Origin of the sequence: Acinetobacter sp. YH16032 (assembly GCF_013417345.1) — a bacterium.
Taxonomy (GTDB): Bacteria; Pseudomonadota; Gammaproteobacteria; order Pseudomonadales; family Moraxellaceae; genus Acinetobacter.
The window spans coordinates 1-20968 of record NZ_VPEE01000033.1 but is presented as its reverse complement, the minus strand read 5'-3'; the positions used below and the strand labels follow the sequence as shown (position 1 = coordinate 20968).

At 38.5% G+C, this 20968-nt stretch carries 18 protein-coding genes and 3 pseudogenes; 12 read left to right on the top strand and 9 right to left on the bottom strand.

Annotated elements, in window-relative coordinates; all coding sequences use genetic code 11:
- Positions 1-24: 24 nt before the first annotated feature.
- The 4 genes from atpG to FTV32_RS13525 all read left to right on the top strand — a co-directional run bounded on the left by atpG (position 25) and on the right by FTV32_RS13525 (position 4775).
- The gene (atpG, locus tag FTV32_RS13540; RefSeq protein ID WP_035268202.1) at positions 25-894 is read left to right on the top strand and encodes a F0F1 ATP synthase subunit gamma; all 870 of its coding nucleotides are present in this window, start codon (positions 25-27) and stop codon (positions 892-894) included.
- Between the two features lie 26 nt (positions 895-920).
- On the top strand, positions 921-2315 hold the full coding sequence (gene atpD, locus FTV32_RS13535) for a F0F1 ATP synthase subunit beta (protein WP_035268203.1): 1395 nt from the start codon (positions 921-923) through the stop codon (positions 2313-2315).
- A gap of 26 nt (positions 2316-2341) precedes the next feature.
- Positions 2342-2761: a F0F1 ATP synthase subunit epsilon gene (locus FTV32_RS13530; RefSeq protein ID WP_035268205.1), complete on the top strand. Its 420-nt coding sequence runs from the start codon at positions 2342-2344 to the stop codon at positions 2759-2761.
- A gap of 646 nt (positions 2762-3407) precedes the next feature.
- Positions 3408-4775: an NAD-dependent succinate-semialdehyde dehydrogenase gene (locus tag FTV32_RS13525; RefSeq protein ID WP_035268208.1), complete on the top strand. Its 1368-nt coding sequence runs from the start codon at positions 3408-3410 to the stop codon at positions 4773-4775.
- Between the two features lie 35 nt (positions 4776-4810).
- Here FTV32_RS13525 and FTV32_RS13520 read toward each other — a convergent pair.
- Positions 4811-5257 (bottom strand): annotated as a pseudogene (locus tag FTV32_RS13520) (AAA family ATPase).
- Positions 5258-5350: 93 nt separating this feature from the next.
- Here FTV32_RS13520 and FTV32_RS13515 point away from each other — a divergent pair.
- Entirely contained in the window at positions 5351-5800 is a 450-nt protein-coding gene (locus FTV32_RS13515) for a hypothetical protein (protein WP_035268213.1), read from the top strand.
- A 6-nt stretch (positions 5801-5806) separates the two neighbouring features.
- Here FTV32_RS13515 and FTV32_RS13510 read toward each other — a convergent pair whose 3' ends face one another.
- Both FTV32_RS13510 and FTV32_RS13505 read right to left on the bottom strand, forming a co-directional pair.
- The gene (locus FTV32_RS13510; protein ID WP_035268215.1) at positions 5807-6820 is read right to left on the bottom strand and encodes a pirin family protein; all 1014 of its coding nucleotides are present in this window, start codon (positions 6818-6820) and stop codon (positions 5807-5809) included.
- An 89-nt stretch (positions 6821-6909) separates the two neighbouring features.
- Positions 6910-7494 carry a hypothetical protein gene (locus tag FTV32_RS13505; RefSeq protein WP_035268242.1) on the bottom strand — a complete coding sequence of 195 codons (585 nt, stop codon included), beginning with the start codon at positions 7492-7494 and terminating at the stop codon, positions 6910-6912.
- 183 nt (positions 7495-7677) lie between these two features.
- Between FTV32_RS13505 and FTV32_RS13500 the strand changes: the two genes are divergently transcribed.
- Positions 7678-8500 (top strand): IS5-like element ISAba27 family transposase gene (locus tag FTV32_RS13500; protein ID WP_180028938.1). Its coding sequence is split into 2 segments (ribosomal slippage): positions 7678-8058 and positions 8060-8500, totalling 822 coding nucleotides; the frame shifts between segments, so codons are not numbered across the junction.
- Between the two features lie 75 nt (positions 8501-8575).
- Here FTV32_RS13500 and FTV32_RS13495 read toward each other — a convergent pair.
- Both FTV32_RS13495 and FTV32_RS13490 read right to left on the bottom strand, forming a co-directional pair.
- Positions 8576-9118: a glutathione peroxidase gene (locus FTV32_RS13495; RefSeq protein WP_035268217.1), complete on the bottom strand. Its 543-nt coding sequence runs from the start codon at positions 9116-9118 to the stop codon at positions 8576-8578.
- A 116-nt stretch (positions 9119-9234) separates the two neighbouring features.
- Positions 9235-9756 carry a hypothetical protein gene (locus FTV32_RS13490; RefSeq protein ID WP_035268218.1) on the bottom strand — a complete coding sequence of 174 codons (522 nt, stop codon included), beginning with the start codon at positions 9754-9756 and terminating at the stop codon, positions 9235-9237.
- 340 nt (positions 9757-10096) lie between these two features.
- On the opposite strand from FTV32_RS13490, the gene FTV32_RS13485 reads away from it, so the two are divergent.
- On the top strand, positions 10097-11005 hold the full coding sequence (locus FTV32_RS13485) for a DMT family transporter (protein WP_035268220.1): 909 nt from the start codon (positions 10097-10099) through the stop codon (positions 11003-11005).
- A gap of 385 nt (positions 11006-11390) precedes the next feature.
- On the opposite strand, the gene FTV32_RS13480 is transcribed toward FTV32_RS13485, so the two are convergent.
- From FTV32_RS13480 to FTV32_RS13470, 3 genes and pseudogenes are all read right to left on the bottom strand, one after another.
- Positions 11391-11960, bottom strand: a complete 570-nt coding sequence (locus FTV32_RS13480) for an L-threonylcarbamoyladenylate synthase (RefSeq protein ID WP_035268223.1) — start codon at positions 11958-11960, stop codon at positions 11391-11393.
- A 48-nt stretch (positions 11961-12008) separates the two neighbouring features.
- Positions 12009-13205: pseudogene (dprA, locus tag FTV32_RS13475) on the bottom strand (DNA-processing protein DprA).
- Between the two features lie 14 nt (positions 13206-13219).
- Entirely contained in the window at positions 13220-14371 is a 1152-nt protein-coding gene (locus tag FTV32_RS13470) for a LysM peptidoglycan-binding domain-containing protein (protein WP_180028937.1), read from the bottom strand.
- 122 nt (positions 14372-14493) lie between these two features.
- Between FTV32_RS13470 and def the strand changes: the two genes are divergently transcribed.
- The 4 genes and pseudogenes from def (at position 14494) to FTV32_RS13450 (ending at position 18781) form a co-directional block, all read left to right on the top strand.
- Positions 14494-15024, top strand: coding sequence for a peptide deformylase (gene def, locus FTV32_RS13465; protein ID WP_035268228.1), 531 nt, complete (start codon positions 14494-14496; stop codon positions 15022-15024).
- 86 nt (positions 15025-15110) lie between these two features.
- Positions 15111-15566 carry a DUF2946 domain-containing protein gene (locus FTV32_RS13460; RefSeq protein WP_218947422.1) on the top strand — a complete coding sequence of 152 codons (456 nt, stop codon included), beginning with the start codon at positions 15111-15113 and terminating at the stop codon, positions 15564-15566.
- 70 nt (positions 15567-15636) lie between these two features.
- Positions 15637-17682: a TonB-dependent copper receptor gene (locus tag FTV32_RS13455; RefSeq protein WP_180028936.1), complete on the top strand. Its 2046-nt coding sequence runs from the start codon at positions 15637-15639 to the stop codon at positions 17680-17682.
- Between the two features lie 177 nt (positions 17683-17859).
- Positions 17860-18781: pseudogene (locus FTV32_RS13450) on the top strand (metal-dependent hydrolase).
- A 42-nt stretch (positions 18782-18823) separates the two neighbouring features.
- On the opposite strand, the gene FTV32_RS13445 reads toward FTV32_RS13450, so the two are convergent.
- A complete protein-coding gene (locus FTV32_RS13445) occupies positions 18824-20032 on the bottom strand; it encodes an oxygenase MpaB family protein (protein ID WP_180028935.1) in 1209 nt (402 codons plus the stop codon).
- A gap of 84 nt (positions 20033-20116) precedes the next feature.
- Here FTV32_RS13445 and FTV32_RS13440 point away from each other — a divergent pair, with 84 nt between their 5' ends.
- Positions 20117-20719 carry a TetR/AcrR family transcriptional regulator gene (locus FTV32_RS13440; RefSeq protein WP_035268244.1) on the top strand — a complete coding sequence of 201 codons (603 nt, stop codon included), beginning with the start codon at positions 20117-20119 and terminating at the stop codon, positions 20717-20719.
- Positions 20720-20968 lie beyond the last annotated feature (249 nt).

The window sequence follows — 20968 nt, the reverse complement described above, 5'->3', positions numbered from 1 at the left end:
GCCTTCGAATACTAGGTTAAGCGTATGGCAAATTTAAAAGAAATTCGCGCCAAAGTAGCTAGTATCAAAAGCACGCAGAAAATTACTCGCGCGATGCAGATGGTAGCAGCTTCTAAGATGCGTCGTGCGCAAGAGCGCATGGCTCAGGGCCGTCCGTATGCCGAAAATATGCACCGTGTAATTGCTCATTTAGTACAAGCGAACCCTGAATATAAACATCGTTATATGGTTGAACGCCCAGTTAAGCGCGTTGGCTATATCATCGTGTCATCAGATCGCGGTCTTGCTGGTGGTTTGAACATTAACTTGTTCAAGAAAGTGGTAAAACACGTTCAACAGCAACAAGAGCAGTCAATTGAAGTTCAATTTGCTTTGATTGGTCAAAAAGCGGTTTCGTTTTTTAAAAACTACGGCGGTAAAGTACTTGGTGCAACCACTCAAGTGGGTGACACTCCAAGTCTTGAACAGTTGTCTGGTTCTGTACAAGTCATGTTGGATGCATACGATAAAGGCGAATTAGATCGCATTTATTTGGTGTCTAACGGCTTTGTGAATGCCATGACTCAAAATCAAAAAATCGAACAACTTGTTCCTTTAGCAGCTGCTGAAGATGACAAGACTCTTAACCGCCAATACGGTTGGGATTATATCTATGAACCAGAAGCTGAAGAGCTTTTAAATGGTTTATTGGTTCGTTATATCGAGTCTGTGGTATACCAAGGTGTGATCGAAAACATCGCGTGTGAGCAATCTGCTCGTATGGTTGCAATGAAAGCTGCAACGGATAACGCGGGTGAATTGATCAAGAACCTACAACTTATTTATAACAAGCTGCGTCAAGCCGCGATTACTCAGGAAATTTCTGAGATCGTTGGTGGTGCCGCTGCCGTTTAACATTATTTTGAATTGAGGAGACAGCAATGAGTAGCGGTCGTATCATTCAGATCATCGGCGCGGTTATCGACGTCGAGTTTGAACGCAACAGTGTTCCTAAGATCTATGACGCTCTTCAGGTTGATGGCACTGAAACTACATTAGAAGTTCAGCAACAACTTGGTGACGGCGTTGTACGTACAATTGCGATGGGATCTACAGAAGGTCTTAAACGTGGTTTGAACGTAACTAACACTAACGCTCCGATCTCTGTACCAGTTGGTCCAGCGACGCTTGGTCGTATCATGGACGTTCTTGGTCGCCCGATCGATGAAGCTGGTCCTGTTGCAACTGAAGAGCGTTTACCGATTCACCGTCAAGCGCCTTCTTATGCAGAACAAGCTGCTTCTACTGACCTTTTAGAAACTGGTATTAAAGTCATTGACTTACTTTGCCCGTTCGCTAAAGGTGGTAAAGTTGGTCTGTTCGGTGGTGCCGGTGTTGGTAAAACTGTAAACATGATGGAGTTGATCAACAACATCGCTAAAGCGCACTCAGGTTTATCTGTATTCGCTGGTGTTGGTGAGCGTACTCGTGAAGGTAACGACTTCTATCACGAGATGAAAGACTCTAACGTTCTTGACAAAGTAGCGATGGTTTACGGTCAGATGAACGAGCCACCAGGTAACCGTTTACGCGTAGCGTTAACTGGTCTTACTATGGCTGAGTACTTCCGTGATCAAAAAGACGAAAACGGTAAAGGCCGTGACGTATTATTGTTCGTAGACAACATCTACCGTTATACACTAGCAGGTACTGAAGTATCAGCACTTCTAGGTCGTATGCCATCTGCAGTAGGTTACCAACCGACACTTGCAGAAGAGATGGGTGTTCTTCAAGAACGTATTACTTCTACTAAGTCTGGTTCGATTACATCTATCCAAGCTGTATACGTACCTGCCGATGACTTAACGGATCCATCTCCAGCGACTACGTTCGCTCACTTGGATGCGACAGTTGTATTGAGCCGTGACATCGCTTCACAAGGTATTTACCCTGCGATCGATCCACTTGACTCTACTTCACGTCAATTAGATCCATTAGTTGTTGGTACCGAGCATTACGAAATCGCTCGTTCAGTTCAAAACGTTCTTCAACGTTATAAAGAATTGAAAGACATTATCGCAATTCTTGGTATGGACGAATTGTCAGAAGAAGACAAACTTACTGTATACCGTGCACGTAAGATCCAACGTTTCTTCTCTCAACCGTTCCACGTAGCAGAAGTGTTTACTGGTGCTCCTGGTAAACTTGTACCGCTTAAAGAAACTATTCGTGGCTTTAAAGGTCTTCTAGCTGGTGAATACGATCACATCCCAGAACAAGCGTTCTATATGGTTGGTGGTATTGACGAAGTTATTGCTAAAGCCGAGAAACTTTAATTAGCTACCTAATTTAGGAGGTTCTCATGGCGACTATGCAATGTGACGTTGTAAGTGTTAAAGAGTCTTTGTACTCAGGCACTGTAACTATGCTAATTGCTAAAGGTGCTGGTGGTGAGTTAGGTATTATGCCTGGCCATGCTCCATTAGTAACTTTACTTCAACCGGGCGCGATTCGCGTTCAGTTGGAGAATGGTACAGAAGAATTAATCTATGTATCTGGTGGTGTTCTTGAAGTTCAACCGCATGTTGTTACGGTTCTTGCAGATACTGCAGTCCGTGCAGAAAACTTAGATGAAGCTGCAATCGTTGAAGCACGTAAAAATGCTGAAACTTTGTTAGCAAATCAAAAGAGCGATTTGGACGCTGCTGCTGCTTTGGCTGCGCTTGCAGAAACAGCTGCACAGTTGGAAACCATCCGCAAAATCAAAAACCGCGCTCAATAAGAGACGGTTTGAGATTGAAAAACCACCCGAAAGGGTGGTTTTTTTATGGGTTATTGTAAGTTTGAAAAACTTGTGCTAAACATAATTTACTGATAATAAGTTAAGGGTTTTACAATGAAAACAATCAATGATTCTATTGTGGATAATCCTGTCATAAAAATAATTTCAATAATTGTACTAATGTTACAGTTAGTTTTTTTTATGTGTTTAGCAATATCTAATTTGACACAAGGAAATTTACATTTCATTTCAGATATTTCTAAGTTTTTTCTAGCATTTTATTTCATGTATCAGTTAATTGAAAATCCGAACTTTTTTAGAAAAACACATGATTTAAAATCACTAATTCGTTTTCTGAGAAAAAAAATTAATTTCATAATGGTAAATCAAATCAAAAACCTCGCTCAATAAAAGACAGTTCAAGATTGAAAAACCACCTGTAATGGTGGTTTTTTTATGAATGTTATCTGAAATTCAATAGTTAAGTAACAGACTGAGAGATTGTGTAATATTCATCCTTTTTCAAAGATTTTAATGATAGCTTGGATAAGTAAGCATGAGGGTAATAAATTATTTTCATGTTTGATAATGAAGGATTGTTTTGATCCAAAGCATTAATAAATTTATTGGCATGAAGGGAAGAATTATGAGTTATCAATCCATTAACCCATTTACCAATACTGTATACAAAGAATATCCATCACACCAACAACAAGATATTGATCGTGCTTTGGATTCAGCCGAATCTATTCTTAAATCAGATTGGGTAAAAAATGTAGATGATCGCGTAAAAGTTTTACAACGTTTGGCAGCATTATTTAGAGAGAAAAAGAGTGAATTAGCCAAACTCATTACTTTAGATATGGGTAAGCTCATTGAGCAAAGTGAAGGTGAAATCGAATCCTGTGCTCAAATTGCTGAGTACTATGCAAAAAATACTGAACAATTTCTGAAATCAGTCCCCTATAAAACTGAGTTAGGTGAAGCTTGGGTGGAGCATCATCCATTAGGTATTATCATGGCTGTCGAACCATGGAATTTCCCATTTTATCAATTGGTCCGTGTATTTGCACCAAACTGTGGTATTGGAAATCCCGTATTGGCCAAACATGCAGGTATCGTTCCGCAATGTGCTGAAGCATTTGAAAAACTTGTATTAGAAGCAGGAGCGCCTAAAGGTGTTTGGACTAATCTATTTATCAATACCGATCAAGTCTCAGATATTATTGCAGACAAACGTGTGCGTGGTGTTGCATTAACTGGTTCAGAAGGAGCGGGTAGTGCGGTCGCTGCGCAAGCAGGCAAACACATTAAAAAGTCTACGCTTGAATTGGGTGGGAATGATGTCTTTATCGTGCTGGATGATGCGGACTTAAACAAAGCGATTGAGATTGGTTGTAAAGCACGTGTAAATAATACAGGGCAGGTGTGTACTGCAGCAAAACGATTTATTTTGCATAAAGACATCGCTGATCAGTTTAGAACGGGTTTAATTGAAGCATTTAAAGCACTGAAAATTGGCGACCCATTAGACCGTAGTACCACACTGGGACCACTCTCATCGGAAAGTGCGCTTAAAAACTTGATTAAACAAGTGGATAAAGCAGTTCAGCAGGGTGCATCATTGGTTATTGGTGGAAAAGCAATTGATCATGATGGTTATTTCTATGAGCCGACAATTTTAGAAAATATTAGTCGAGATAATGAGGCTTGGTACGAAGAATTCTTTGGGCCAGTTGCTCAGATTTATGTTGCGGAAAATGAGGATGAAATCGTTGAAATCGCCAATGATTCTAATTATGGTCTTGGGGGTGTCATTCACTCTCAAGACATAGAGCGTGCAAAAAAATTAGCTTCGAGAATTGAAACAGGAATGGTGTGGATCAATTGGTTAACGGATACTGCTCCAGAATTACCATTTGGTGGCGTAAAGAATTCTGGTTATGGTCATGAACTGGCAGATTTAGGTTTTCATGAATTTGTACAAAAAAAATTAGTGGTGGTGAAACAATAGAGTCTTTGAAATAAAGCGATCTTCGGGTCGCTTTATTATTTGGAGTCTAAGATTAAATGGTGATATTCACCTGCACCTTTTATCTTAATATGATGTATTTCATCAAACCCTTCCTCAAAATCAGGTACTTCTAACTTCTTATATGTTGCTCGAACACCGACTTCAGGAATATTGGCTTTACCGCTTCGTTGACCATTGCGTTCTAGCGTACTTTTCAAATCTGTTTCAAAGTAATATGAAATCACTTCGAAACCTGCTGCTTTGGCACGTCGAATATAACGAGCGCGATCTGCTTTGGTTGGGTTGGTATTGTCGATCACCGTTTTGGTTTTAGAGGCTAGACAGGTTTCAAAGATCATGTTTTACCGATGGCGAGTTTTTAGCATGTCTAAGTTAATTCTTAAATGTGAATGTGCCAAATGTAAAAGATAGTAGCTTGATTTGCCCGAAGCTTGAACTCCAGTGAAGATGATCAGTTGCATGGTTCAATTACATTAAAAGTATAAAGCTGAATTAAATCACGGCTTAGACTTTGCTACAATTCAGGTATAAGTCTAATAAATCCAAATAAAATAATGTATGGTCAAAGTCTAATTATCGCGCTAAGCATATTCACCTTCAGTCAGCTCACCGCATGTCAAAATTATTATTTAAGTCAGCCCAATGAACCTACTGAAGCGGCCTTGGTTGCCAACTCATATAAAAATGGTTTAAGTGCTGAAATTGAGTTGGATTATCTCAGCGTATTTCAAAATCTGAGACAAGCATATCGTCGATGTATCGGTTTCACACGTGATGATGATCTAGTCTTTACTGAAAATAAGCTTGAAGAGCATATTGAAATGGCAACCCTATTTGCTCGAACAGAACGTGGTGAATATGTTCATAAGGCAACTGTAGAAAAGCTATCACCTACGTTGACAAGATTTACCTTGTATTTGCCTCAACGTTATCCTTTTCCCAATGCACGTTTTGAACAGGATATTAAACGAGCATTGGGCAAAGATGAATACTGTAATATTTAAACCTTGTTAAGCCCCATCTGAACTCATTTTTTCAGGATATTCCTTGCGTTTACCACCTTCATAGCTGGCAAAACGAGGTGTTTCACGTGAAAACGTTGGAGCATCGCTTGGCCAAGGCCAGTCACCAAAATGGGTCTCACGATATCGTTTGAATGCAACATCAAGTTCTTCTTTGCTGTTCAATACAAAAGGCCCTCGCATTGCAACTGGTGCACCAATAGGTTCACCTTCTAACCATAAGATTCTCGCTTCTTGATCACCTGCTTCAAGTTGAATTTCGGTGTCAGCTTTAAGCTCTACAAGATGTTTAAATTGAATGGGTGAATCAGCAATATTTAAAGTTGAACCCTGATAAAAGTAAGCAAATCGAGTAGAGGTTGCGGTCGTGGCTGGAATTTCAAGGTGTGCGCCAGCTTCTAAAGTAATTAAGTATATATTCACTTTATTTTCTGCTGCAGCTGCCCAAGAGTGTGGTGGGCGACTTAATGCATTTTGATTTTGATATTGTCCTGAAATAACTCGTACATCAATGCTGCGAGACTGGTGATCAGTCACTTTCACATGAGTAATTTGTTCACGCCAAAACATTTTATAATCAGCAGGTTGTTTTTTTTGTTCTGGAGATGAGTTAAACCAAATTTGAAATAATTCAAAAGGATTCTCTCGATCCTGATGAATTAACGGGAACATTTCACAGTGTTCAACACCATTTCCCGTACTTAGCCATTGCACATCGCCTGCAGCATATCGTCCACCATTACCCAAGGAATCAAAATGGTCGACATAACCTTGTTCCACCAAAGTAATAGTTTCAAAACCCGTGTGCGGATGTTCGGGAAAGCCGGGAACAACACTACCATAATACATATTGAATTCTTGATTGATTGCAGGATGAACTGGTCCCATTTCAGCATTCCCGGCAGGGTAGTGATCAATATGATGAGCAGTAAAGATGAAAGGATCTTTTAAATCTAAACGAAAAGTAATAGGAGTTATATTATAGATGGGTGAGGTAGACATGCCGACTCCATGATATTTGAATTATTTAAGATTCAAATTAAAGAGAAATCCCTCACTCCACCATGTCTATTTTGTGAGAATAATGTATATCAATCCTCGGCTTGATTATTTTCTGTAGATGATCCGGACTGAGTCAAAAGCATACTGGCTAATTTCACCATTTCACCTTGGATATTACCCATTTGCTTTTCTAAAGCTGCAAAATCGATGTTGTTTAAATTCACTTGGCCGTTTAGTAATGGTGAAGCTAATACATTTTCATTTGCCGTTAAAATATTCGAACGAATCTGGGAAATTTCTTGGCTTTTTAGGTCAAGTCCTGTCAATGCCTCATTAAAGCCCAGTAATTGAGATTTTAAACTTTGCACTGACTGATCTAACTTTTGTGGATCTTTATTATTTACAGCTTCTTCTAAATCAGATTGTAGCTGTTGAATTTGCTCAATATATCCACCTGCTTTAAGTTGTACATCTGCCACATCACGCACAATATAAAACATATTGCCTGATTTTAAGTCAGTAGGATCAGTGACTTGGACAGGGGAAGATTCTTCAACATTAGCTGCTGTTGTTTCCTTTTCTTGATCGTGTTGGGTTTGCGGCTGACAACCTAACATCACGAGACCGAAGCCAAATAATGCAAAAGGGGTAATAATGCTTTGAAATACTTTCATTAATAAAACCAAATCGTTAATCACTTCATTCCAAGATACGATACAAATATGAGTTAAATCTGAATATTTGCAAAGCAATAACAAAAATCTTGATGTGAAAGAGTAACTTATGATTTTGACAGATTAATGAAGATATTTATTAGACCTCTTGCGAAAGTAAAAAACCACCTCAATCTAAATTTCATGAGATATCACAAATTAAATCGTTTTTCAGATTCTGAATTCCAGCGCTTGGTTGGTGTACCTCGACCAGTTTTTAGTGAAATGATCGAAGTTTTAAAAGAAGTAGAATCACTTAAAAAGAAATCTGGGCGTCCTCATACTTTAGCTATAGAGGATCAATTATTATTAACACTCAATTACTTACGGAATTACAGCACTCAATTGGAGTTGGCTGCAAATTACCATATCGCTGAAAGTAATGTGAATCGAACCATTAAAAAGGTTGAAGATGCATTGATGAAATCAAGACGGTTTACTCTGCCAAAACGAAGCATTACCACAGCAGACGAACAGTTTAACTGGGTCATTATTGATGCGACAGAATGTTCAATAGAACGTCCGAAAAAAAAATCAGAGTAAGTTCTACAGTGGTAAAAAGAAGAAACATACGCTAAAAGCACAAGTGATCTACCATCCGAACAGCAAACAAATCATAGGGCTAGATATATCGAATGGCAGTCAGCATGACATTAAATTGGCAAGAAAAACGGTTAAAAAATTCAAACATTGTAAATATGTTATGACCGATTTAGGGTACTACGGATTAGAGCAAGATGGCTTTAAATTATTGATGCCAATAAAGAAAAAGAAGAATTTACCCTTATTTGATGTTGAGAAAAAGTACAATAAAATGATTGGAAAAATACGAGTTGTGATCGAACATATTAATAGTCAATTGAAAACATTTAGAATATTAAGTGAACGCTATCGAAATAGACGGAAAAGATTCGGTTTACGCATTAACTTAATCGCTGCACTGGTAAATCGGATGAACTTGCAATAACGACTTTCGCAAGAGGTCTATTGAATTGAATAAGAAATAATCAAGTGACAAGATCGTCACTTGATCTTGATGAGATTATTTCGCCAGTTCAGCATTAATTGCATCAACAATACGCGTATCATCTGCAGTGATGTCTGGTGCAAAACGAGCAACGACTTCCCCTGTTTTTGAAACTAAGAATTTCTCAAAATTCCATAATACTTCAGGGGGATTATTAGGCGTTAAACCATAATCAACCAGATCTTTCCACCAAGGCCCCTCACCAAGACGCTCTGGAATGGCATTTGTTAAAGTTTCATATAGCGGATGTTTATTCTCCCCAACCACTGGAATTTTCGCAAAAAGAGGGAAGTCCACTTGATAATTCACTGAACAAAATTGTTCAATCTCTTCATTGCTTCCTGGTTCTTGTTCAAGAAAGTCATTGGAAGGAAAACCAAGAATTTCGAATCCTTGTTGTTTTTTTTCACTATAGAGTTTTTGCAGACCTTCGTACTGTGGCGTAAGGCCGCATTTAGATGCTACATTCACGATCAATAATACTTTGCCTTCGTATTGCGATAAATCAACAGCCTGACCCTGAATTCTATTTACTGGAATGTTATAAACTGAAGCCATTTCAATGTCCTAATCATAAAGTACTTAAAATATGTAGATTGAAAATACCATGGCATATAGATCTCACCAAGGTGTCTACATTGAAAAAAAACAGGCCTGACGGCCTGCTCTATGAGTTAAGATTTTGTCCCGACTTGGTTTTTAAGATTCTGCATGTCCTGTAACAAGCTTTGTTGTAACTCAACAGCTTTCTTTTGTAGTTCAGTGATTTCATTCATATCAGGCTTTTCTTTAACACCTGCTTCTGCGAGGTCCAATCCAAGCTCATTCGATTCTTTCATTTTATCTCGAAGAGATGCACCTTCAGTACTTTTGAGCGCAAGTTTGTCCAGATCATCATTAAATTGATCCACATAGTTATCCATCTTCTCAACCACTGCGTCTAATTCAGCTTTATTATTGTTTTGCGCAGCTTGTGTCACTTCGTTTTGAAATGCCAAAGCCTCTTGAGCTTTTGTATTTGAAATTTGATCCAGTAAATCTAAGTCATGTTGAATATCTGCATTTACATTGGTACTTAATGTATTGCTTTGAACCGTTTCAGCGGCAGTAGGTGAGGATTGATCGTTAGACTTTTTATCACAAGCGGTTAGAAAAACAGCTGTAGTGCATATTGATGCAATGAGAAGTTTTTTCATAATTTATCCTTTTTATATGCTCGGTTCAATGCACTTACATTCACGATGAAGCACATTAAAAAAAATTCAGTTAACCCGTTGATGGGAAAATTCAAGCATTTACGATCTCATAGCTCACACACAGCTTCTAGTGTTGTTTTGTAGAGGAATCCCTGTAAAAAAGTGAAAAGTGTTTTAAAATAGAACAGCACTCTACTTAATTTTTTAAGTAAAAATCTCAGACTTAGATGGCTGTTCTGCAGTCATTAACAATGAAGGGGAGTGTGTTTCATGGAATGAAAAAGTCTAAAAATTGATGAAAACTTGATCTTAACGATTAAATAAAAATTAGGATGAAAATATGACATTTGAAAAAAAGCATTTGCTCTGGGCTCTATCATTGCCAGTCATTGCTGTATTGATTTGGTCGTTGAATATAGCTATTACACGATATGTTGCAGAGTATATTTCACCTGTCAGTATTAGTTTTTATCGTTGGATTATTGCCTTTTTGATTTTAACACCCTTTATTCTACCTAAAGTCATCAAACAGCGTACTTTGGTACGACAAAATATAGTGAAATTAGCAGTGCTGAGTGCATTTGGTATGGTGCTTTATCAGGGGTTAGCTTACACCGCAGCACATTACACGACTGCAACCAATATGGGCATAATTAATGCCTTTATTCCAATTTTCACCATTTTTGTTTCACTGATGATTTTAAAAGAGTTTCCAACTCGATTTGCAGTGGTGGGTAGTATTTTATCATTTATCGGCCTGATTTATGTTATCGGTCAGGGGCGTCTAGATACACTGATGCATCTGGGTGGGCATTGGGGCGACATGATTATGATCGTCGCGGTATTCTTCTATGCTTTTTATGGTGTATTTCTCAAAAAGTGGCAACTCGAGCTCCCTTTAATGATTAGTCTTTATATTCAGATTGGTTTTGCAGTGTTGTACCACTTACCATTCGTTGCCGTATTGGGTCTCGATGCAATTGATCTGGATAACGGCTTGAGTGTGTTATATGCGGGAATTTTCCCTTCGATTATTGCGCCGTTAGTATGGATGTTGGCTGTTCAACATTTAGGCCCAAATCGAACCAGCATCTTTATGAACTTAATGCCAATCTTTACCGCCATTATTGCTTATGTTTGGTTAAAAGAAGCATGGACGATTTATCACAGTTTAGGCGGAATCGTGATTTTGATAGGTATTGCTTTAGCACAGAAAAAAACTTCATTCATAAAGGCTAAGAGTGTTTAAAAAACAGACAATCGATTTATTTTTTTATTATACTTAAAATCTATAAAAGCTTATTGATCTAAATTAACTATCATTAGGCTTTTTAAAAAGTAAAATTAATAATTAAAAATAGGTACTTAATTATATCAATTGAACTAATAATTAATCTTTATAAGAAAAATGATGATTTGAAACTCTAAGTCTTAGTAATTGTGTAATATTTTTTTTTGTAGCATAATATGCGTACTGCAGAGAAAGCGATAATACACTCTTTTTCTGTACAGATGAATTTCTGAACCCTCTGGATGTGATTAGCACATCCTTTTATATGCTCAGTCAATACCTTTATGACTGAGCTTTTTTTTGTCTTAAATAATAAGTTTTAGGTCTCAGCATATCATGCTGTTTAAGCACGAATGACATCACCAGTTTCTGCATCTAATATTCGGCTAGGTTCTTGGCTCAGGCCTAAATCTCCATTTAAATAATTTAATTCAGCACCAAAGTACTGATTGACTTCTTGCAATGAGCGAGCGGGGTCTAAACCAGCAGGATTTGCACTGGTTGAAACAATGAACCCATCAAATGCGTTACACAGTGCGATGCAAAGAGGATGGTTGGTGACTCGGATAGCAACCTTAGGATGTTTGCCTCGAATCCAAAGTGGTATTTGCTCATCAGCTGGGAGAAGCCATGTTGTGGCGCGATCTTGATAAGATGTTTGTGACCAACTTTCAATCACCGCATCGCGGCGGTCTTGAGGCAGCTTTGATAATAAATGTTCAACCTGACTGACTTGACCAGCCAGTAAGATCACCCCTTTTTCGATAGGGCGTTGTTTTAATCTTAAAATTTCTTTAAAAGCATTTTCATTAAAAGGGTCGCAACCTAAGCCCCATACTGCTTCTGTAGGATAAGCCAAAACTTGACCTTGTTTTAGACATTGAGCAGCCTCAGCAACTGAGGTTGTTAACATAAGCGTTCACCATTCTCTTGATTGAAAAGACTATTGTGAACCTTAATTTTAATTACGGCAACGTAGGTATAACCCAGATTGTTGAATACAGCGTCCTAAAAGTTCTAACTCCATCAAGTGGCTGGTGAGTGTCGCGGTGTCTAAATCAAGGGTTGCTGCAATTTGATCGAGATCGCGACCAACCCAATCTAACTGTTGAAATACAGCTAACAAATGTATAGGAATCGAATGTTCATCATCCTCATGCTTACTTAACTTTGGATGGTCTACTGAATGAACTATTTCGTCATTTTGGAACTCATTAGGATTGTTTTTTCGTGACAGTGATGTTTGTTGATGCTGCCATTGAGTCGGCAGGGCTAAATCTTCAAGGATCTGCTCAGGATGATCAACTAAGATGGCACCTTCACGAATCAACTGATGGCAACCTTGATGAAATTCACTATAAATATGACCTGGAATCGCAAAGGTCGTTTTACCTTGATTTGCAGCAGCTTGGGCCGTAATTAATGAACCACTGCCCAATTGAGCTTCCGCTACCAATATCCCTAAACTTAAGCCACTTACAATTCTATTTCTGCGTGGAAAATTATGCTGAAGCGGTTTTGTCCCGGGTAAAAACTCAGAAATGATGGTCCCGTTCTGCTTCAAGATTTGATCATGTAATGGGCGATTTTGTGATGGGTAAATTAAATCTAACCCTGTGCCGATAACGGCGATTGTTCTGCCATGTTGCAAAGCACCCTGATGGGCTGCTTCATCAATCCCTTGTGCTAATCCACTCGTGATATAAAAACCTTGATCACTCAGATAATACGCAAAATCATATGCGACTTGTTTGCCATGTGGACTTGGTTTACGGCTTCCAACAATGGCAATTTGTGCTTCAGACAAGTGCTGTGCTTTACCTTTCCCAAATAAAATTGGGGGGCGGTCATGATAGGGCATCAATTGCTGAGGATAGTCTGGATCTTGCTCAGTGAGCATAAAATCAGAATGTTGATGAATTTGATACAGAATTCGCTCAAATTCTTGTTGCTGTTGATCAGAGAAAAATTGAGATGCACGCTCGATATGGTTTTTATGTAAGTTGAGCTGATGCCATTGATTTAGATGATTTTTCTGTACAGCATCTTGAGCTGAACCAAAATGCTGAACAAGTTTTTGATAAGCACTGAGTTAATGTTGAACGAGGTACCAGAGTTTAATATAAGCCAACTGATGGTCGTTAATCTCGTTCAACATATCCGCACCTAATTTTAATTTTCAACCATTGGTGATGGTTCTAATACAGCACCTACTTTAATTGGAAGTGCGCTGTCTAGCACGTAAGCGTAACTTAATTGATCGAAAGTTTTAAAAATCATTAAATTGCCCACACGCTGATTAGGCAGTTGAATATTTTCTTTGGTCTTCGGATCTTTAACCACTTCGCCTTGTTGGAAAATACTTAACACGTGACCATTTTTTGCACCGTGAACGCTTCCGCGGTTAATGGTGACAACACTATGTTGAGCTGCTGTACCAATAGAACCCATAACACGAATCACTTGACCGCCTGGCTGAATATCCGTTGTTGCCGTTGGATAGAAGAGGCTTGGTAATTCATTTTGAAATTTAGGTAAAACGTAATCACCGCGACGAACTTCGGCATTAAAACTTTGTTTAAGCTCTAAAGTTGAAATTTCATTTTCGTTGGCAACAGCGACTGCAGTAGCTACCTCAATCAGTTCAAGTGCACCTGTGTATTTTTTCCCTTTTTCATCTAAGAAAACATACGGTTCAGCTTCACGATAAACACCGTAGCTTTGTCCAGGGTTAATCCTTTGACCACGTGCATAAACTGTTTGACCTTCCCCAGCAACGATACGACGATCTGCCGAACCGAGAATATAAGGTGTGCTTTGCAAAGCATCAGGCGCAACGATAATACTTCTTTCTAGCCAAGGTTGAATATCATCCAAGGGAATAATTGGAATGGTATTCCCTAAGCTTTCAACACGTACTTGAGGTTTTAGATTGATAGCACCAAGATGACGACGAATAACGCCTTCACAACCGTCACCTTCATCTTTACCAATCAGTGGACGCCCATCTAATGTACAGAGTAGTAAGCGATCACCCGGGTAGATCCAGTGTGGATTTTTGACATGTTTATTGGATGCCCAAATTTCTTTCCAACGCCAAGGTGAGCGCAAAAATTTACCTGAAATGTCCCACAAAGTGTCGCCTTTTTTGACCACATAAACGTGAGGAGCACCGGCCTTAATCGATGGTGGGCTTACATTTGGACTGGCTTGTGTCATTTGCGCGGTAAACAAGCCCGCACTAATGCAAATTGCAAGTGAAAGGCAGTGTTTCTTTAACCCCAGAGCATGTGAAAAAGCCATGCCATTGAAAACCTTTTTCATTATCATAATTCCTAAAATTATGTATCTATTTGCGCTATAATACGCATATTACACGTATTATTTGATGAAGCATTAACTTCATTTAATTTTTAAGATCAATGGCATAGCCGGTGAGGAGCAGCATGGCCTTATTACCAATTTTAAGTTTTCCTGATCCCCGTTTGCGTACTATTGCCAAACCTGTAGAGGAAGTGACGGATGAAATTCGTCAACTTGCTGCAGACATGTTTGAAACCATGTATGAAGCACCAGGTATTGGTCTAGCTGCAACCCAAGTTGATCATCATATTCAGCTTATCGTCATGGACTTGTCTGAAGATAAAAATCAGCCGATGGTTTTTATTAATCCTAAAGTCACCCCATTAACTGAAGATACCCAACCTTATGAAGAGGGTTGTCTATCAGTTCCACAAATATACGATAAAGTTGAGCGTCCGTCACGCGTCAAAATTGACGCAATTAACTTAGAAGGGCAAGCTTTTGAATTAGAAGCTGATGGTCTTTTGGCAGTATGTATCCAGCACGAAATGGATCATCTGAACGGAAAATTATTTGTTGATTATTTATCTCCTTTAAAACGCCAAAGAGCGCGTGAAAAGGTAGAAAAAGTCGTTCGTCAGCGTCAAAAAGAAAAAGTTGCTGTAAAGCGTTAATTCTCTAAGAATTTTAAATATGTTGATAAAGCCCAATTTCGATTGGGCTTTGTTATAATTGCTCAAATTTTATTTGGAATGACAATTTGTTCCGCAATGGGTTGCTGCTGAGTTTCGCAGCAGTATTATTACAGATCGCTGTTTTTCTTCAACCTTTGCTTCCAGCGCAATACCAAATTGCGCCGGTCTGCGAAACGATCACCCGTGCCTTATTCGAACAACCTAGTCATTCTGGTCTTACCACGCTCGTTCATCACGCTCATCATGTTTCCACTTCACATGCGTTACATGAACATCATGAGTTTAAGCGCTATGTTGAATCCTCGCATAGTGGGCACGATCATCATGACCCAAACCATCAATGCCAATACTGTACTGTATTTGGTAATTTGATTTTGCCACCTGAGCTGAATGTTAAAGAAGTTTTTGTACGTTTAAATATACGTTTGATCGCATTCCAAAAAGCGTTCAAACATATTTATTTCGACTTACAGCGTTTATTCCTTTTACCTCAAGGTCGGGCACCGCCACTCTTTTCTTAAATATTGTCTTTATTTTTAGGGTCTTGAATGACTCTAGCATTGTCATATTTAAATTTTGAGTGAATATATCATGGCTCAGCCAAAATTCTATTTACAGCCACTAGCGGCTGCGATTTCCATTGCCTTTATTGCGCAAACTTCATTTGCTGAAGTCCAATCTACAGCTTCAAATCCAACACCTGATACACACATGACGAACTTAGCGCCAATTGTTGCTACAGCTCTACAAGGTAATGATGCTAATGGCTTGATTGTACGTGCAAACCCGAAGCAACCCATTCAGCCTATTCCTGCGTCGGATGGCGCAGATTACTTACAAAGTATTGTAGGGTTTAGCAGCGTAAATAGTGGTGCAGGTACGAACGGTGATGTGACCTTTCGTGGAATGTTTGGATCACGAATCAAAATTCTAACAGATGGAACTGAAAATTTAGGCGCATGCCCGAGTCGTATGGATTCACCGACTTCGTATATCTCACCTGAGAGCTATGATCGAATCTCGGTGATTAAAGGTCCCCAAACTGTCCAGTACGCCAACACAGGTTCAGCAGCAACAGTGATTTTCGAGCGACGCCCAGAACAATTGAATGATGAAAAAAATTATCGAGGTCAGGCAAGTGTATTAATGGGCTCTTTTGGGCGTTTAGACCAAAATATTGAGGCAGCGGTAGGAGATGAACAAAAATATATTCGAATCAATAGCAACCGATCAGTCTCAAATAGTTATCAAGATGGTAATGGGGCGACCGTACCATCAGATTGGAAACGATGGAATGCAGATTTAGCATTGGGCTGGACACCTAATGCAGATACATGGATCGAGTTAACTGGCGGTAAGGCTGATGGTGAGGCTGTATATGCTGGGCGAGATATGGATGGTTCTAAATTTGCCCGCGAGAGCTTGGGATTAAGATTTGAGAAAAAGAATCTCTCAGAGGTAGTTAAAAAAGTTGAGGCGCAAGTCAATTACAACTTTAATGATCATGTGATGGATAATTTTAGTTTGCGTGATGTCGATGGCGCGGATCGCGCTATGAATGTGACACGTCGTACTTTGAATGCACGTTTAGCCACAACGATGGAGTGGGATAAAGCAATATTCATTACGGGTGTTGATACTCAGAATAATCAACATGCTGGTGGAATGTATCATTCAAGCATGCCAATGATGAATACTCCACTAACAGAGGATATGAAGTTTCAATCTTATGGTGGGTTCACTGAATTATCATATCCATTGAATGATCATAATAAGTTGGTCACAGGTGTTCGGGTTGATCAAGTTAAGATTAAAAACTTAAAAATGGTTCAAGAACGTCAGGAAACATTACCAAGTGGTTTTATACGGTTTGAAAATCAGCATCCAGAGCATGATGCTAAAACCTATGTTGGTCTAGGCTATGTAGAGCGCGTACCAGATTATTGGGAGTTGTTTAAGACAGATTATCAAGGCAATGCTGTTGCTACCTTCAAGGATTTAGAAACAGAAAAAACCTTACAGTTGGATGTTGGATACCAACATAATCACGGGGCATTCAGTTCATGGGCATCAGCTTATGCCGGTTTGATCGATGATTTCATATTATTGAATTATGACCCAGCAAAAATGACTGGTCATGGTAAAAATGCTGCTGATTCTAGAAATGTCGATGCGACAATCGCAGGGGCAGAAGCTGGAATAGGTTATCAATTTACCGATGCTGTTCAGGCAGATCTTAGTGCGATGTATGCTTGGGGAAAAAACACAACTGATCATCAACCTTTACCTCAAATATCTCCGTTGGAAGCACGTGTAAATTTAAGATATGTGCAAGAGCGTTTTAACTTAGGTTTATTGTGGCGTGTGGTAGATGGGCAGGATCGTGTCAGTATTAATCAAGGTAATATTGTAGGTAAGGACTTTAAAACGAGTTCAGGTTTCTCGACGCTGTCTTTAAATGGTACTTATCAAATTCATCAAGGTGTTGATTTGAGTATTGGAATTGATAATGTTCTGGATAAAGTTTATACGGAACACTTAAATAAAGCAGGTAGTGCTGGATTTGGATTTGCACAGAATGAGCAATTTAATAATATAGGACGTAATTATTGGGCGCGTGTGAGTATGAAGTTCTAGTCATATTCAGTTTATTTGACGTATTAAGCCTAACACCCATTTAGATCGCCGTCTAAATGGGTGTTTTCTTTAAAATTGTCAGACATAAAATATGAATGTCCTTAAATGATATTGTGATGAGGTTATCATTATTTTAAAAATAATAAAAAAGATGTAATGGATAATAAAATGACAACAATGAGTCAGGTTCATCAACTACATGGTCGTAAAGTAAAATTTGATTTCAATCATATTCCAAAGCATTGGATTGAAAATGACCCTGTTTCCACCCATATGTTGAATACTGCACATATGATCTTGCCTGCGGGGGAGTTTTGGTTTTGCCGTGTATTTAATAAAGCTTTACCGTTCGTCAAAGACGAACAATTAAAAGCTGACGTGAAAGGTTTTATTCAGCAAGAAGCGATTCATGGTCGTACTCATCAACATGCACAAGTTTATTTTGATCAACATGGATTAGATGTAAAGCCGTTCATTCAACGCATGCATTATCTTTTTGAAATCCTTTTGGGAGAAAATCCAGTAGGTATCAAAATGATGAAAAAAGTGGTTGGTGAAAAACGTTGGTTAATCTTCCGACTGGGTGTGATTGCAGCCATTGAGCACTATACTGGTGTGGCAGGGCAGTGGAGCTTGGACAATACTTCATTGGATAAAGCCGATCCAATCATGGCTGATCTATTCCGTTGGCATCTTGCTGAAGAAGTTGAACATCGTACGGTTGCGTATGATTTGTTTAAACATATGTTTGAATCAGAGTTTAATTTCCAAATTTCAAAAAATGCTTTGATGACCTTTATCTTCCCTATTATGGCAGCGGTTTGGGTTGAAGGCGGCAAAACAATTTTTGAAACAAGATAAAGATGCAGGTAAGTTTAGACATATGGGTACTTTAAGACTCATTATGCAAATGGAAAAAATTAGTCGTAAGACCGATCATATTCCTACCTTCAGTCATTTAACTTTAGCTACTATCCGTTGGTTTAGTCCAAAGTTTCATCCTGTGCAAGAAGGTAATACTCAACAAGCTTTGGATTATCTAGCACGCTCTCCATCAGCACTTCGAGCTGAGCAAGAGGCAACATTAAAAATGGCTTAAAAATATACATGCAAAAAACCGAGCCTTAGCTCGGTTTTTTATTTATTGATGCATACTTGCCAGCTGTTTTCCTGCATTTTGATATAAATCGAGAGCTTGTTCTTGTTGTGATCGCCCTTTACGCTGTAAATAAAGATCAAGCTTTGGTATTTTTTTTGCGCCAGCATAAATCACAGTATTTTTGGTCAGTAGATACAGTGGATACCACGGCAGTATTCGAGGCTTAAGCCCTAAATTTTTCATTTTTTTACGGCCCATAAAGATTTGGGTAACATCTAAGTGATTCTGGTAGGCTTTCTTCTGCATGAAACGTTTAAAATGTTTATATTCGCGTTCAAATGGTTCTTTGGATAGGCTTACTGCAAGCTGACGACTACTTTCATCCACTTGAGGGTGAGCATAATTCATCCATTGCAATAATTTCCAGCCTTCAGACTCTTTATCAATCAGCCAGTGTTCGTCAACACCCATCAACCAGCCTGTATATTTCCAAAAATGCATAATCGCATCGACTTCACTTTTAGTTGGAAAAATACCGATTGCTCGAATACCTAAAAGCATTACACCGCTGAAAGCAATATTTGTCATTGTCTGATCATATTGGTTAATCGGCATTCCCCAAATATCCCAGTCCCAATCTTTAGATTTTTTTAGATGGTAGCGAACTAAAGAATGGATGAAACGCACAAAAATTGTTGAAGTAAAGCCATCATTAAAGCGTTGAAATCCGTTCGGCTTAGTAACATCTAGCCACCATTTATGCGTTTCTGCTAAGCGCTTGCCTGCATATTTGCTTAGAGCACCTGTTAAAATTAAAGGTTGATTAAAGCCAGGGTATTGATATCCAGTCATTAGCGCGAGATCACGCATAATAAAAGTGACATTCGAGCCTAAACGATGTGTGAATTGAATTGCACGATCAATTTTTTCTTGATCGAACCAAACAGGCTGTTGTTCCACGAGATCAAAGAATGCTTTGATTTCAGGGACTGGTTTGGGAAGAGCATCTAAGCCTTGATATAAGGCTGTTTCAAAAAGCTTTCGATTTTCGCGTGGATTGGTCATCACCCAATCCATTAAGCGATCCATCGGCACATCACCCGTATGTAAACTTTTATTTAACTCTAAATATTCAGCATAAGTTGGAATGAAGTTTTGATCGGTCATTTTGTGTAGAAGCTTGGACAATAGATCGCTACGCTTCATTCGCTCATATGAAGCCATACGTTTTGGAATGCTAAAATTTGACATGGTGTAATTAATCTGGTTATTGTTTGATCAAAGATTAATATGAATATTTATTCGCATTCAATTCGCATTATTAGAATGGCAGCTATGAGAAAAAGACCACAACAACAAAGAGCAAAGCTGGTAGTCGATAGTATTTTGGAAGCGACTCTGATATGCATTTCTGAAATGGGCCTAGATCAAGTCACTACGCCAAAAATATCTGAAAAATCAGGGGTTAGCGTAGGCTCTATCTATCAATATTTCGAAAATAAAGATCAGATAATTTTAGAATTGTTACGCCGTAAGAGTGAAAACTTAGGTTTGTCACTTAAAGCGCTGGCGATGAATCAAGAAGAAATGGATTTAAAAACCTTAGTCGATGTTAGTCTTCAATTCGGATTTGATGTAATGAGAGAAGATAATGGTTTCTTCTTTGAAGTCCTCAAGCATTGGCATGGCTATAACAATTCAGAAGCAGCAAAGGTTTTAGAAAAGCATTTTTTTGAAGTTGGTTTATATGTATTTAATCGTTTTTATCGTCATTGGGACTTTGAAACACTCAAGCATAAATCTTTTGTGATTATTAATAGTACCTTGTTCACAATGATGAGGTTTGTAAGCAACAATGATTTTCTTATTTCAGAACAACAGCTTAAGCGGGAATTAAGTGCAATGATTTTGTCTTATTTAGACAGTGACAAGAGTTAAAGGTTTATACAAATAAAAATTGTATATAAAAAACATATAGTTAATGTGTCATTGGTTTATTAACTATACAAACAAATAGAAAAGATTGAAAAAGTAGTTGCGTAAGAAAATAAATAGCCTATAATGCACATCCATCGGCGGTGATGTTGATTAAAACTTGTTGAAAAACAAGGATTTAGCTGAATAGGTTGGATCTAAGTTTTGAGAATGAGTTGGAAAATAAATTAACATTGCTAGTTGACTTTCTGA